Here is a 12553-nt window from a genome sequence, read left to right as displayed (position 1 = left end):
GCGGCAGAGACCGCCGACGGCGTGGCGAGAGGTTCCGCCACGCCGTCGGTCGGGTGAGCTGGTGGCTCTGTGGGCGCGTCAGCCGGCGGGCGTCACTTGACGGCCGCGAGGAGCGGCTCGATCTCGTCGATGGCGTACGGGATCGACAGAACGGTGTTGAAGGAGAACGCGGCGCCGATGTCCGGGTCCTGGTACGGCACGAACAGGTCGCGCTTCTCCTGGTTGACCTTGAGCTTCTTGTAGAGCGGCTCGGCCTTGATGCGGGCGTTGGCCTCGGTGCTCGAGGTCACCCAGACGAGCCGGTCGACGTCGAGGACGTCGAGCTTCTCCGCGCTGAGTTCGGCTACGTTCCAGCCCGGCTTGGCCAGGGTGTCGATCTCCGGCTCGAGCTTGAACCCGAGCTCGGAGAAGAAGATCGACTTGGGGTCGGTCCTGGTGAACGCCGAGTACTTGCCGGCCTCGAAGCTGTCGGCGACGGCGAGGGTCTTCGTCGCGAACTCGGGGTGCTTCTCGCGGACGGCCTTGAACCGGGCGTCGATGTCCGTGATCAGCTTGGCGGCCTCGGCGTCCTTGCCGAGCGCCTTGCCGATCTGCTGGGTCATCAGCTGCCACGGGGCGCCGTAGTCCGGGTGCTCCTTGGGCTGGGCGACGACCTTGGTGAACTTGGAGAGCGTGTCGTACTGCTCCTTCTTCATCCCCGAGTACTGGGCGATGACCAGGTCCGGCTTGAGCGCCGCGATCTTCTCGATGTTGTACTCGTCGCGCTCGCCGACGATCTCCGGCTGGGTCGAGCCCCACTTGTCCTTGGTCCAGGGCCACTTGCCGTACGGCTTCTCCTTGAACCAGTCGACCGCGCCGGCCGGCTTCACGCCGAGCGCGAGGACGGCGTCCTGGTCGGAGAGCCCCAGGGTCACGATCGTCTTCGGCTCCTTGTCGATCGTCGTGGAGCCGTACTTGTGCGCCACCGTGACGGGGAACGCGGCGGGCTTGCCGCCGCCGTCGGCCGAGGAGGAGGTGGTGGCGGACGGCGACTCGGTCTTCTCGGTTCCTCCGCCGCAGGCGGCGAGGGCGAGAGCCGCCACCGCGAGGACAGCCACGCGGGGGGCGGATCTGGCGAACCGAGCCAGAGCGGGACGTGCACCAGCGGACACGGACGTTCCTTTCGGGGGATTCACAGTGCGCGCCACGCCCGCCGGGTGCGAAGGACGCCGCCCGGCGGGAGTGGCCTTTGTTGCGTAGGGGGGAGCGGGGGTGGCGCTAGCGCGCCGTGCCGACACCGTCGGCCATCGGCCGGACCTGGTCGGCGGCGGAGACGGAGGTACCGAGGGAGGCGCCGTCCCGGCCGTCGAGGGCGGCGGCGGCCGGATCCGGGCCCCGGTCGAGGACCGAGTCGAGGATCTCGCCGACCCTGATCGCCGTGTTGGAGAGCAGCGAGGACGTGATGCCGTGGGTGTGCTCGGTGCCGCCCTGGAGGTAGATGCCGCAGCGCAGTTCGGGGTCGGTGGCGAGCCGGTAGTCCCGCTCGACGCGGACCCGGCCCTGGTCGTCGCGGTGGCAGCGGTCGGCGACCGGGCCGAGGAGGCCGAGGGGTTCGGCGGGGCTGTATCCGGTGGCGTAGACGACGACGTCGGCGTCGAGCACGGTCTCCTCGCCGGTGACGAGGGAGGTGACGAAGGCGCGGACCTTGTCCGGGCCGTCCTCGACGCCGGTGAGCCGGGAGATGTTGATGAAGCGCAGCCGCTCGGTGCCGAGGACCTTCTCCTGGTACGCCTGCCGGTACAGGTCGTCGATGAGGTCGATGTCCACCACGGAGTAGTTGGTGTTCCCGTGGTAGTCCATCAGCTTGCGCTTGATGTCGTCGGGGGCCGTGAAGTACTCGTCGACGGCCCCGGGGTCGAAGATCCGGTTGGCGAAGGCGCTGTCGTCGGCGGGGCTGTATCCGTACCGCGAGAAGACGGCGCAGATCTCGGCCTCGGGGAACCGGCGGTGCAGATAGGCGACGTTCTCGGCGGCGCTCTGTCCGGCGCCCACGACGACGATCCGCTCGGGGTTCGACCCCTCCAGGCCCTCGACCTTGGCGAGCAGGTCGGAGTTGTGCCAGACGCGGTCGCTGCGCTCGACGCCTTCCGGCATGCGCGGGCGAAGTCCCGTACCGAGGACGAGGTTTCGGGCGCGGTGGACGACCAGCTCGTCTCCGGAGCGGGCCGTCACGTCGAGGTACTCCACGACGCCGTCACGCTCGACCGGTTCAACGGAGATGATCTCGTGGCCGTACGAGACCATGTCGTCGACCTTGGACGCGGCCCACTCGAAGTAGTCGTGGAACTCGACGCGTAGCGGGAAGAGGTTCTTGTGGTTGACGAAGTCGATCAGCCGGCCCTTGCTCTGCAGGTAGCAGAGGAAGCTGTATTCGCTGGTCGGGTTGCGCAGCGTCACCAGGTCCTTGAGGAAGGACACCTGCATGGTCGCGTCGTCGATCAGCATGCCGCGGTGCCAGCCGAAACGCGGCTGGCGCTCGAAGAAGTGGGCGGTGACCGCCTCCTGCCTTCCGACGCGTGCGTTGTGCTCGCTGAGCGCTATCGCCATGGCCACATTGGACGGCCCGAAGCCGATACCGATGAGGTCGTGGACCAGAGGTGCGTCACCAGGAGGAACCTGCGACATGTCACTCCCATCGTGCGGGAAGAAGAATGAGGGGGAACAGGGCATCGGGCACACCGGTGTTGCCGGCGGCCGAGCGGAACTTAGGTAAAGCTAACCTGATCTAGCGATGCTGTCGACGGGTCAAAACGGACAATGCGAAGGCGAGCGCTCCGAACAACCGCATAAATCAAGCCAGTTGCACTGTTAGGTAAGCCTTGCTTTACTTGCTGACGGTCAATCGCTCTTCCGAGGAGGAACCCGATGCGGGTCGTCATGTTCGGTTATCAGACCTGGGGCCATCGCACCCTCCAAGCGCTCCTGGACTCCGAACACGACGTGGTGCTCGTCGTGACGCACCCCAAGAGCGAGCACGCCTACGAGAAGATCTGGAGCGACTCTGTCGCCGACCTGGCGGAGGAGCACGGCGTCCCGGTCGTCATCCGCAACAGGCCCGACGACGACGAGCTGTTCGCGCGTCTCAAGGAGGCCGACGCGGACATCATCGTCGCCAACAACTGGCGTACGTGGATCCCGCCGCACATCTACAACCTGCCCCGCCACGGCACGCTGAACATCCACGACTCGCTGCTGCCCAAGTACGCCGGCTTCTCGCCGCTCATCTGGGCCCTCATCAACGGCGAGCCCGAAGTCGGCGTCACGGCCCACATGATGGACGAGGTGCTCGACGCGGGCGACATCGTCCAGCAGCGGGCGGTCCCCGTCGGACCCACGGACACGGCGACCGACCTCTTCCACAAGACGGTCGACCTCATCGCCCCGGTCACGATCGGCGCGCTCGACCAGATCGCCTCCGGGCAGGCCGAGTTCACCAAGCAGGACCGCTCCCGGGCGAGCTTCTTCCACAAGCGGGCCGAGGAGGACATCCGGATCGACTGGAACTGGCCGGCCGACGTCCTGGAGCGGCTGGTCCGCGCCCAGTCCGCGCCGTACCCGAGCGCCTTCACCTTCCACCGGGGCAAGCGCCTCGAAGTCCTCACCGCGGTGGTCTCCGAGGGGCGTTACGGCGGCACCCCCGGCCGCGTCTTCTACCGCGAGGGCGAGGGTGTCGTGATCGTCGCCGGCGCCGACGCCCGCACGGGCCGCAACCACGGCCTGGCCATCACCCGCGTCCGGACGGAGGACGGCCGCGAGCTGCCCGCGACCGAGTACTTCACCGCCATGGGCGGCTACCTCACCAGCCGCCCCTGACGACCGGGGAGAGCGAGGAGCAGCCGATGGAACAGCCGGTCGTCTCCGGTGTCGCGCACGACCTCTCGGGGGCGACGTTCGCCGTCGTCGGCATCGCGAGCATGCCGACCGACTGGGCGAAGGTCTTCAGGTCGCTCGCGAACACCGACCTGACTCTCGACTCGCTCACGGGCGCGGGCGCCGGCCTGCCCGCCCGCGCCCTGACGCCGCCGTCACAGAGCATGACGCCACCCAGCGTGCTCGCCCTCAACGCCTACCTCATGCACGCCGTCGGCAGGGCCGCGCGCCGTCGCCTGACGGAGACCCTGGAGGCCCGGGGGTTACGGCTCTGGCACCTCACCGTGATGGCGCTGCTCGCCGACCTGGGCCCGCAGATGAAGACGGCCCTCGCGACGCGGCTCGCCATGAACGCCAGCGACCTGGTGAAGATCGTCAACGATCTGGTCCGCGTCGGGCAGGTGGACTGTGTCCGGGACGACACGGACCGGCGCCGCGTCGTCGTACGGCTCACCCCGGAGGGCGAGACCTCCCTCCGGAGCCTGAGCGCGGAGATCGCGCGGACGGACGACGAGATCCTGGCGCCCCTCGACGCCGGGGAGCGTGAGCAACTCGCCTCCCTGCTGCGCCGTGTGCACGGACATCTGGAACCGGCACCGGCCGACCTGGCGCGCGAGCGGCCGGGCGTTTCGAGCTGATCAGAAGGGGCGGGGTGGTCTGCGCCGGCCGGCGTGGCACCACCCACCCGCCCTTCCTTCACGCACCCGTGTGAGCGGCGATACGCAGGGACTCCACCAGGTCGCGGTAGAGGGTGTCCGAGGCGAGCAGTTCCTCGTGCCGTCCCTGCGCCCGGACCCGGCCCGCCTCCATGACGACGATGGTGTCCGCGTCGACCACCGTCGACAGACGGTGCGCGATCGTCACCACGGCGCCGGTGTCCGCGCGCGAGCGGACGCACTCCTGCACGGCCGCCTCGGTCAGGCCGTCGAGCTGTGCGGTGGCCTCGTCCAGGAGCAGGACGTCGGGAGTGGCGAGGAGCGCCCGGGCCAGGGCGATGCGCTGCCGCTCCCCGCCCGACACGTTCGCGGCGGCGAGGGGCGTGTCCAGTCCCTCGGCCAACGCGTCGACCTTCTCCGCCAGCCGTACGTCGTGCAGGACGCGCCGCAGTTCCTCCGTGGTGGCGTCGGGGCGGGCGAGCAGCAGGTTGTCGCGGATCGTGCCGGGGACGACCGGAGTGTCCTGCTCGACGTAGGCGAGGCGGGCCCGGATGTCGCCATGGGCGTGGTCGCGGTAGGGCCGCCCGTCGAGGAGCAGTTCGCCGCCGGTCGGCTCCAGGAACCGCAGGACCAGGGAGAGCAGGGTGGTCTTGCCCGCTCCCGAGGGGCCGACGACGGCGGTGTGGCCGCGCCGGGGGATGACGAGGTCGATGTCCCGTACGGCCGCCTCGGCGTCCGGACCGTAGGCCGCGGTGACGTTCCGCAGCTCCAGGACGGGCACGGTGTCCCGGAGTTCCCGGCGTTCCCGGACGGGTGTGCCCGAGGCCGGTGAGGCCTCCTCGGCCGGCAGGGCGTCGGCCTGCCGGATGCGTTCGGCGGCGGCGATGCCGGACTGCAGCGTGGTCACGTTCTGGCTGAGTTCGGTGATCGGGTCCATGAGGGCGAAGGCGTAGAGGAGGAAGGCGATCAGGCCGGAGACTTCGAGCCGGCCCTCGCCGACGCGCCACGCGCCGACGGCGAGGATCGCGATGATGGCGAGGTTGACGCCGGACCAGGCGGTCGTCCAGGCCAGCGCCTCCCGGCGGACGGCCCGGGTCCCGTGCTCGGCCGACGCGCGCGCGTCGGTGAGGATCCGCTCGGCCATGCGCTCCTCCGCCCGGTTGACCTTGACGGTACGGATCGCCCGCAGCGTGCCTTCGAGGACACCGCCGAGGCGCCCCACGTGCTCCTGGGCCTGCTGCTGCGCCTGGGCGATGCCGGGCATGAGGAGCGCGAAGACCAGGCCGACGAGGGCGACGGCGGCCACGGTGGTGGCGAGCAGCACCGGGTCGAGGAAGCCCATGAGGACGAGGCTGCCCACCAGCATGACCGCGCCGTTGATCAGGCCGACGAAGGAGGCGGCGGTGGCCTCGCGCAGCAGCACGGTGTCGGAGGTGACGCGGGTGACGAGTTCACCGGTCGGGCTGCGGGTCACGCCGGGCACGGTGGCGCGCAGGAAGCGCCGCACCATGGACTCGCGGGCGTCGAGGACCACCCGCTCCCCCAGTGCCCCGAGCAGTGTCCACTGCCGGTAGGACACCGCGCCGCCGACGACGAGCAGCACGAGGAGCGCCGCCACGGGTCCCGTGAGGGAGGACGAGTCGCCGAGCGCGTCGAGGACGTGCTTGGTGACCATGGGCGTGGCGAGGCCCAGGGCGGAGGCGACCAGGGCGAGGGCTAGTCCCTTGAGCAGGGTGCGCCGGTGCGGGCGGGCGAAGGACCACAGGACGCGCAGCCGGGGCACGGCCGTACGGCGGCGGGATTCGGGCATAACGGATGCGGTCATACCCATAAGGGAACACCTCTGTTCCAGAAAGGTCAAAAGGTTTCCCAAACGGTATGAGGGGTTACCGTGTGCGCATGGGGTCCGACACCACTCCCGCGCACGGCGCGGCCACCCGCGAGAGCGCCACGCGCACCCGCACCCGGCGCGCGATCCTCGACGCCGCCGTCTCCGTCCTCTCCGCCGACCACGCCGCGTCCCTCGGCGATGTCGCCGAGGCGGCCGGCGTGGGGCGGACCACCGTCCACCGCTACTTCCCCGAGCGCTCCGACCTGCTCGCCGCGATCGGGGCGGACGTCCGGGACCGGGTCGCCGCGGCGACCGACCGGGCACGGCTCGACGACGGGTCGGCGCCCGAGGCGATGGAGCGGCTCTGCCTGGAGTTCTTCGAACTCGGCGACCGCCTGCTGCTGTTGTACGACGTGCCGCAGTTCGTGGCGTGGTCCGGCATCGAGGAGGAGACCCCGGCCGACCTCGCCCTGCTCGCCCTCATCCGGCGCGGCCGGCAGGAAGGGACGCTCGACCCCGAGGTCGACGTCAGCTGGCTCCAGGACGTCATGTGGGCGCTGCTCTACGCCGCCTGGCTCCAGGCGCGCGACCGGGCCACCCCGAAGCACACGGCCCTCTCGCTGTGCGTGCACACGCTGCGGAAGGCCGTCGCACCGTAGGGGCACGCGGACTCGATGCCTTGTGGACCACATCGGGACCCCACCCCCTGGCGCTCAAACCCAGGCAGGAATAGGTTAGGCTCACCTAACAAGCACCGAGTTGGCCGCTGCCCCGCAGACATCCGTCTGTGGGGCCGTCAGTCGGGGCCTCGTACATCCCCCTGCCCGGAGACAAGGATCCACCATGCCTTCTGTGTTCACCCCCCTTCGCCGTCGCGTTCTCGTGGCGGGCGCCGCCGCGGTCTCGCTCGGCCTGATGGTGACCGGGTGCGGCTCGGACGACAAGAAGGACGACGCGGCAGGGTCGGCGGGCAAGGCCCCGGCGGGCGCTTTCCCCGTGACCATCAAGAGCGCCCTCGGTGACGCCGTCATCAAGGACAGGCCGAAGCGCGTGGTGACCCTCGGTCAGGGCTCCGCGGAGACCGCCATCGCCCTCGGCAACGTCCCGGTCGGTATCGAGGAGTACACCTGGGGCAGCGACAAGACCGGCTACCTCCCCTGGATCCACGAGGCCGTGACGAAGTCCGGCGCCACTCTGCCCAAGCAGTTCAAGGGCGGCGAGGAGCTCGACATCGAGGCCATCACCGAGCTGGAGCCGGATGTCATCCTCGCCCCGTGGTCCGGTCTGACGCAGAAGCAGTACGACATCCTGAAGGACATCGCGCCCACCGTCGCCTACCCCGAGAAGGCGTGGAGCACGAACTGGGACCAGCAGATCGAGATCATCGCCAAGGCGCTCGGTCAGCCGGAGAAGGCCAAGGACCTGGAGTCGAAGATCGAGAAGCAGCTCGCCGACGCGGCCGCTTCCCGCCCCGACTACAAGAACGTCACGTTCTCGTACATCTACAACACCGGCCCCGGCACCCTCGGCATCTTCAAGCCCGAGGAGCAGCGCGTGGCGATGGTCTCCAAGCTGGGCCTCAAGGTCGACCCGATCGTGAACACCTTCCCGGAGACCGAGGGCACCGACTCCGCCCTCATCGGCCTGGAGAACGCCAACAAGCTGGCGAAGAGCGACATCGCCTTCACGTTCTACATGGACGAGAAGTCCCGCAAGGCCGTCGAGGCCCAGCCGCTGTACGCGGCCATCCCCGCCGTGAAGAAGGACGCGCTCGTCTACAGCCACGACACCCCCTTCGTCACCGCCTCCTCGATGATCAACCCGCTGACGGTGCCCTACAGCATCGAGCGCTACCTTCCGATGATCGACAAGGCCGTCGCCAAGGCCGGGAAGTAACAACGGATCCCCAGCGTGACCACTCTTTCCCGGATCGGCCAAGGCCCCGCCGTCGTACGGCGGGGCCTTGGCCGGCATGTCATGGCCGCCGTCCTGTGCCTGGTCCTGCTCGCTCTGGCGCTGCTCGCCAGCGTGATGTTCGGCAGCAGGCCGACGTCCGCCGGTGACGTCCTGCGGGTCATCACCGGCGGCGGCGACGAGTACACCCGTACCGTCATCGAGAGCCGCTACCCGCGCACCGTCCTCGGTGTGTTCGCGGGTCTCTGCCTGGCCGTCGCAGGCACCCTGATGCAGGGCATCACCCGCAATCCGCTTGCCGAGCCGGGACTTCTCGGCATCAATGCGGGAGCGTCCGCGAGCATCGTCGCCGCGACCGCGTTCCTCGGCGCCTCCGGGCAGCGGGAGACGATCTGGTGGGCCCTCATCGGCGCCCTCCTGACCGGTGTCGTCGTCCATGTCGTCGGCACCGCCGGCGGCGGCGGTGGAACCGTCCGCCTGGTGCTCGCCGGCGCGGTGCTCTCCGCCGTCCTGGCCGCGTTCATCCAGGCCGTCGCGCTGTCCAAGCCGCAGGTCTTCGACACCTACCGCTACTGGGTGGTGGGCGCGCTCGGCGGACGCGGCTTCGACGCCTTCTGGGCGGTCCTGCCGTTCGCCGCGGTCGGCTTCGTACTCGCCCTGCTGCTCGCGCCGGGACTCAACGCCATGGCGATGGGCGACGACAAGGCCGCCTCCCTCGGCATCAGTCCCGCCCGCGTCAAGGGCGCCGGACTGCTCGCCGCGACGCTGCTGGCCGCCGCCGCGACAGCCGCCGTCGGGCCCATCGCCTTCGTCGGCCTCGCCGTGCCGCACGTCGTCCGCGCGCTCGTCGGCGCGGACTTCCGGGCCCAGATCCTCTTCACCTCCCTCGCGGGGCCCACGCTGCTGCTCTTCGCCGATGTCATCGGCAGGATCCTGCTGCGCCCGCAGGAACTCATGGTCGGGGTCGTCACCGCCTTCGTCGGTGCGCCCGCCCTGCTCTTCGCCGTTCGCCGTATGAGGGGAGCGGGATGAAGACCGCCGACCGGATCGACTCTCCGGACAGCACGGAGGTGACGAAGCCGCGCGCGGCACGGCCCGCGGGGCGCGGTGTGCTGAGGATCGGCCCCTGGGTCGCCGTCCCCGTGCGCCGTACCACCGTGATCGCCGCCGTGATCTCCCTGCTGCTGCTCTGTGCCGCCGCCGTGGCCACGCTGTCGATGGGCAGACTCGGCATCGACCTGCCCGATCTGCCGTCGGCCCTCGCGGGCGAGGCCACCGGCAAGAACGCCTTCGTCCTGAACCGGCTGCGCGGCCCGCGGCTCGTGGTGGCCATCGCCACCGGCGCGGCCTTCGGCCTCTCCGGGGCCCTGTTCCAGTCCGTCACCCGCAATCCGCTGGGCAGTCCCGATGTCATCGGGCTCGGCGCCGGCGCCGGAGCGGGAGCGGCGGCCGCCGCCCTGTTCCTGCCCGACGTCCTGCCGGTGGCCGTCGGCGCCCTGCTCGGCGCGATCCTCGCGATGGCGGTCGTGTTCCTCGCCACGGGTACCGGTTTCCGCAGCCCGGGACGGCTCGTGGTGGCGGGCATCGGCGTGGCCGCGATGGCGACGGCGCTGACCCAGTACGTGGTGTACGCCGTCGAGCGCGACAAGGCCAGCGCGCTGACCGCCTACATCAACGGCAGCCTCACCGCCCGCTCCTGGGACGACGCGGCGACCATCTGGACGGTGCTGCTCGTCTCCGTGCCGCTCGCCGCGCTGCTCGCCCGGCCGCTGAGCGTGGGCGAGATGGGCGACGACCTGTCGACCGGTCTGGGTGCCCGCCCCGGCCGGACCGCCACCTGGGCGGTCGCGCTGTCGATCGTCCTCTCCGCGGGGGCCGTCAGCGTGGCGGGACCGATCGCGTTCGTCTCCCTCACCGCGCCGCAGATCGCCAAGCGGGTCACCCGCAGCGGCGGCCCGCACCTGGTCATGTCCAGCCTGCTCGGGGCACTGCTGCTGGTCCTGGCCGACCTGACCGCCCAGCAGCTGCCGCTCTTCGACAACCTGCCGGTCGGCCTCTACACGATGGCCGTCGGGGGCGCGTACCTGGGTTACCTGCTGCTGCGTGAGTGGAAGCGCCCGGCCTGACCGGCAAGACACCCCCTAAGGGGTGAGCGGGTCACCGACGCGCAGGTTCCAGCGCTCGGCGCGCCCGCTCAGGTGAACGGCGGTCAGGGGGCGTACGTCGAGCCGCCGGGCCGCCTCGTCCGGTGCCCCGAGGGCGTGGACCAGCGCGGCGCGGATCACGTCCGGCTCGGCGACGACCGTGACGCGTCCGGAGCCGGACCGCAGGCCGTCGAGCCAGACGCCGACCCGTATCCGCAACTCCCGCAGGGATTCCCCGCCGTGGGGTGCCGCTGCCGGGTCGGACAGCCAGACGCCGACCGCCGCTTCCTCGGCGGCGGCGACGGCCGCGAGGGTCCGTCCCCTCCACCGCCCCATGGCGCAGCCGGCGAGTTCGGTCACGGCTTCCGCCGACAGCCCGAGAGCCTCCGCCGTCCGGCGGCAGCGTGCCGACGGTGAGGAGTACGCGCGCGAGGACGGGTCGACGGCGGAGGCGGCGGACTCGGCCCGGGAGAATCCCGCGGGATCGAGCGGGCTGTCGTCGTCGAACCCGACGTCGCGCAGTGCTCCGCTCGTGGCGGGGGAGATCAGCGTCAGCCGGACGGTCATCGGCTTCCTTCTCGGTCGGTGCCTGGGGCGGCGCCCAGGGTAGCGCCGGGCCGCCGGGCCGCCGCTCCGCCGGGGGCGTGCGAACGTGATTCAGGCCTCACGCCCTTGGCGGCGCCCCCGGTGCGCGGTACGGTCGGGCGACATTTGAACAGCGTGACGACGGCGAGACGGAAGTCCGGTGAGAATCCGGCACGGTCGCGCCACTGTAAGCCGGGTGCCGCCCTTCCGTTACGGGGGTGGTGTCACGGTGAGTCAGACCCGTGGACCGTCGTCCTGCACCACCGTCAGGGACGCGAGTTCCCGCAGGAGGTTCCATCATGGCCGAGGCTGTCGTCTCCGCTGCCGCATCCGCCCCTTCCGTGGCCGTTCCGGCCCCGCTGCCCGTCCGGGCCGTCCTTCCCTGGGCGTTCTTCGTCGGGCTTCTCGCGCTGATCGCGTTGTACTTCGTGGGCGCCGAGCAGGGTGCCACGTCCCTGATCGCGGGCTCCGACGTGCACGAGTGGGTGCACGACGGTCGTCATCTGCTCGGCTTCCCCTGCCACTGAGAGGGGACAAGCAGATGCACGCCTCAACTGTCAGATCCCTGCTGGTCCGTGGCATGCTCGCGGGCCTGATCGCCGGTCTCCTGGCCTTCGCCGTCGCCTACGCGGTGGGTGAGCCTCCTGTGAACGGCGCCATCGCGGTCGAGGAGGCCCAGGCCGCCCAGGAGGCGCACGCCGCTCCCGCGGCACACGCCGGTCACGGTGGCACGGCCGCCGCGGAAGCCTCGGAGGAAGAGGAGGAGGCGGTCAGCCGCCCCGTCCAGTCGACCTTCGGCCTGGCCACCGGTGTCCTCGTGTACGGAGTGGCGCTCGGCGGCATCGCCGCGCTGGCGTTCTCCTTCGCGCTCGGCCGCGTCGGCCGGTTCAGCCCTCGGGCGACCGCGGCGCTGACCGCGGCGGCGGCGTTCACCACCGTCTATCTGGTGCCGTTCCTGAAGTATCCGGCGACCCCACCGGCCGTCGGGAACCCGGACACCATCGGGAAGCGCACCACGCTGTTCTTCCTGATGATCCTGCTCAGCGTGCTGCTCGGGCTCGCGGCGGTCATCGCGGGACGGCGCCTCGCACCGCGTCTGGGCAACTGGAACGCGACCCTGGTCGCCGCGGCCGGGTTCCTCGTCGTGACCGGTGTCGCGTTCGCGCTGCTCCCGGCGAACGACGACGCGGTCAAGGCGGGCTTCCCCGCCGCTCTCCTCTGGGAGTTCAGGCTGGCCTCGCTGGCCGTCCAGGCCGTGCTGTGGGCAGTGTTCGGCGTGGTCTTCGGCGTTCTCGCGCAGAAGGTCCTGGCCGGCCGGACGTCCGCCGCCGACGCTCCGGCCCCGGTCGGGGCACCGATCCCCGGCTGATCGACCGAACGACTCCCCACGGACTGCCCCGTACGCCCCCGGCGTACGGGGCAGTTCCGCGCTCCCGGGCAACTGCGGTCGATCCGCTCACCGTTGGAAGATCGCCAACTCCTTCTCTCCGTATACTGAGCGCGCACGTCTCATC

General features: G+C 70.7%; 12 protein-coding genes and 1 riboswitch. Of the genes, 8 read left to right on the top strand and 4 right to left on the bottom strand.

Translation table 11 applies throughout. From position 1 onward, the window contains the following. Positions 1-92: 92 nt before the first annotated feature. Both OG462_RS38120 and OG462_RS38115 read right to left on the bottom strand, forming a co-directional pair. Positions 93-1097, bottom strand: a complete 1005-nt coding sequence (locus tag OG462_RS38120; protein ID WP_406065065.1) for an iron-siderophore ABC transporter substrate-binding protein — start codon at positions 1095-1097, stop codon at positions 93-95. 160 nt (positions 1098-1257) lie between these two features. After that, entirely contained in the window at positions 1258-2664 is a 1407-nt protein-coding gene (locus OG462_RS38115; RefSeq protein WP_406065063.1) for a lysine N(6)-hydroxylase/L-ornithine N(5)-oxygenase family protein, read from the bottom strand. A gap of 240 nt (positions 2665-2904) precedes the next feature. Here OG462_RS38115 and OG462_RS38110 point away from each other — a divergent pair, with 240 nt between their 5' ends. Beyond that, positions 2905-3852, top strand: a complete 948-nt coding sequence (locus OG462_RS38110; RefSeq protein WP_406065061.1) for a methionyl-tRNA formyltransferase — start codon at positions 2905-2907, stop codon at positions 3850-3852. Between the two features lie 26 nt (positions 3853-3878). After that, positions 3879-4547 carry a winged helix DNA-binding protein gene (locus tag OG462_RS38105; RefSeq protein WP_406065059.1) on the top strand — a complete coding sequence of 223 codons (669 nt, stop codon included), beginning with the start codon at positions 3879-3881 and terminating at the stop codon, positions 4545-4547. 58 nt (positions 4548-4605) lie between these two features. On the opposite strand, the gene OG462_RS38100 is transcribed toward OG462_RS38105, so the two are convergent. Then, a complete protein-coding gene (locus OG462_RS38100) occupies positions 4606-6390 on the bottom strand; it encodes an ABC transporter ATP-binding protein (protein ID WP_406065057.1) in 1785 nt (594 codons plus the stop codon). A gap of 74 nt (positions 6391-6464) precedes the next feature. On the opposite strand from OG462_RS38100, the gene OG462_RS38095 reads away from it, so the two are divergent. From OG462_RS38095 to OG462_RS38080, 4 genes are all read left to right on the top strand, one after another. Beyond that, the gene (locus tag OG462_RS38095; protein ID WP_406065055.1) at positions 6465-7055 is read left to right on the top strand and encodes a TetR/AcrR family transcriptional regulator; all 591 of its coding nucleotides are present in this window, start codon (positions 6465-6467) and stop codon (positions 7053-7055) included. Positions 7056-7239: 184 nt separating this feature from the next. Next, positions 7240-8292, top strand: coding sequence for an iron-siderophore ABC transporter substrate-binding protein (locus tag OG462_RS38090; RefSeq protein WP_406065053.1), 1053 nt, complete (start codon positions 7240-7242; stop codon positions 8290-8292). 81 nt (positions 8293-8373) lie between these two features. Further along, positions 8374-9342 carry a FecCD family ABC transporter permease gene (locus tag OG462_RS38085; RefSeq protein ID WP_406066868.1) on the top strand — a complete coding sequence of 323 codons (969 nt, stop codon included), beginning with the start codon at positions 8374-8376 and terminating at the stop codon, positions 9340-9342. After that, positions 9339-10436, top strand: coding sequence for a FecCD family ABC transporter permease (locus OG462_RS38080; RefSeq protein ID WP_406065051.1), 1098 nt, complete (start codon positions 9339-9341; stop codon positions 10434-10436). The genes OG462_RS38085 and OG462_RS38080 overlap by 4 nt, the downstream gene beginning before the upstream one ends. 15 nt (positions 10437-10451) lie before the next feature. On the opposite strand, the gene OG462_RS38075 is transcribed toward OG462_RS38080, so the two are convergent. Beyond that, the gene (locus OG462_RS38075; protein WP_406065050.1) at positions 10452-11021 is read right to left on the bottom strand and encodes a histidine phosphatase family protein; all 570 of its coding nucleotides are present in this window, start codon (positions 11019-11021) and stop codon (positions 10452-10454) included. A gap of 169 nt (positions 11022-11190) precedes the next feature. Further along, positions 11191-11279: riboswitch (cobalamin riboswitch) on the top strand. 59 nt (positions 11280-11338) lie between these two features. Between OG462_RS38075 and OG462_RS38070 the strand changes: the two genes are divergently transcribed. Next, positions 11339-11566 carry a CbtB-domain containing protein gene (locus OG462_RS38070; RefSeq protein WP_073904881.1) on the top strand — a complete coding sequence of 76 codons (228 nt, stop codon included), beginning with the start codon at positions 11339-11341 and terminating at the stop codon, positions 11564-11566. Positions 11567-11580: 14 nt separating this feature from the next. Next, the gene (locus tag OG462_RS38065) at positions 11581-12408 is read left to right on the top strand and encodes a CbtA family protein (RefSeq protein WP_406065048.1); all 828 of its coding nucleotides are present in this window, start codon (positions 11581-11583) and stop codon (positions 12406-12408) included. The last annotated feature ends 145 nt before the right edge of the window (positions 12409-12553 follow it).

Source organism: Streptomyces sp. NBC_01077 (genome assembly GCF_045162855.1).
Lineage (GTDB): Bacteria > Actinomycetota > Actinomycetes > Streptomycetales > Streptomycetaceae > Streptomyces.
Note: the sequence above shows the minus strand (reverse complement) of the source record. Positions and strands in the feature narration are given on the sequence as shown.

Coding starts and splice junctions, on each gene's coding strand:
- OG462_RS38115 (WP_406065063.1), bottom strand. CDS start 2,664: ATGTCGCAGGTTCCTCCTGGTGACGCACCTCTGGTCCACGACCTCATC.
- OG462_RS38110 (WP_406065061.1), top strand. CDS start 2,905: ATGCGGGTCGTCATGTTCGGTTATCAGACCTGGGGCCATCGCACCCTC.
- OG462_RS38105 (WP_406065059.1), top strand. CDS start 3,879: ATGGAACAGCCGGTCGTCTCCGGTGTCGCGCACGACCTCTCGGGGGCG.
- OG462_RS38100 (WP_406065057.1), bottom strand. CDS start 6,390: ATGACCGCATCCGTTATGCCCGAATCCCGCCGCCGTACGGCCGTGCCC.
- OG462_RS38095 (WP_406065055.1), top strand. CDS start 6,465: ATGGGGTCCGACACCACTCCCGCGCACGGCGCGGCCACCCGCGAGAGC.
- OG462_RS38090 (WP_406065053.1), top strand. CDS start 7,240: ATGCCTTCTGTGTTCACCCCCCTTCGCCGTCGCGTTCTCGTGGCGGGC.
- OG462_RS38085 (WP_406066868.1), top strand. CDS start 8,374: ATGGCCGCCGTCCTGTGCCTGGTCCTGCTCGCTCTGGCGCTGCTCGCC.
- OG462_RS38080 (WP_406065051.1), top strand. CDS start 9,339: ATGAAGACCGCCGACCGGATCGACTCTCCGGACAGCACGGAGGTGACG.
- OG462_RS38075 (WP_406065050.1), bottom strand. CDS start 11,021: ATGACCGTCCGGCTGACGCTGATCTCCCCCGCCACGAGCGGAGCACTG.
- OG462_RS38070 (WP_073904881.1), top strand. CDS start 11,339: ATGGCCGAGGCTGTCGTCTCCGCTGCCGCATCCGCCCCTTCCGTGGCC.
- OG462_RS38065 (WP_406065048.1), top strand. CDS start 11,581: ATGCACGCCTCAACTGTCAGATCCCTGCTGGTCCGTGGCATGCTCGCG.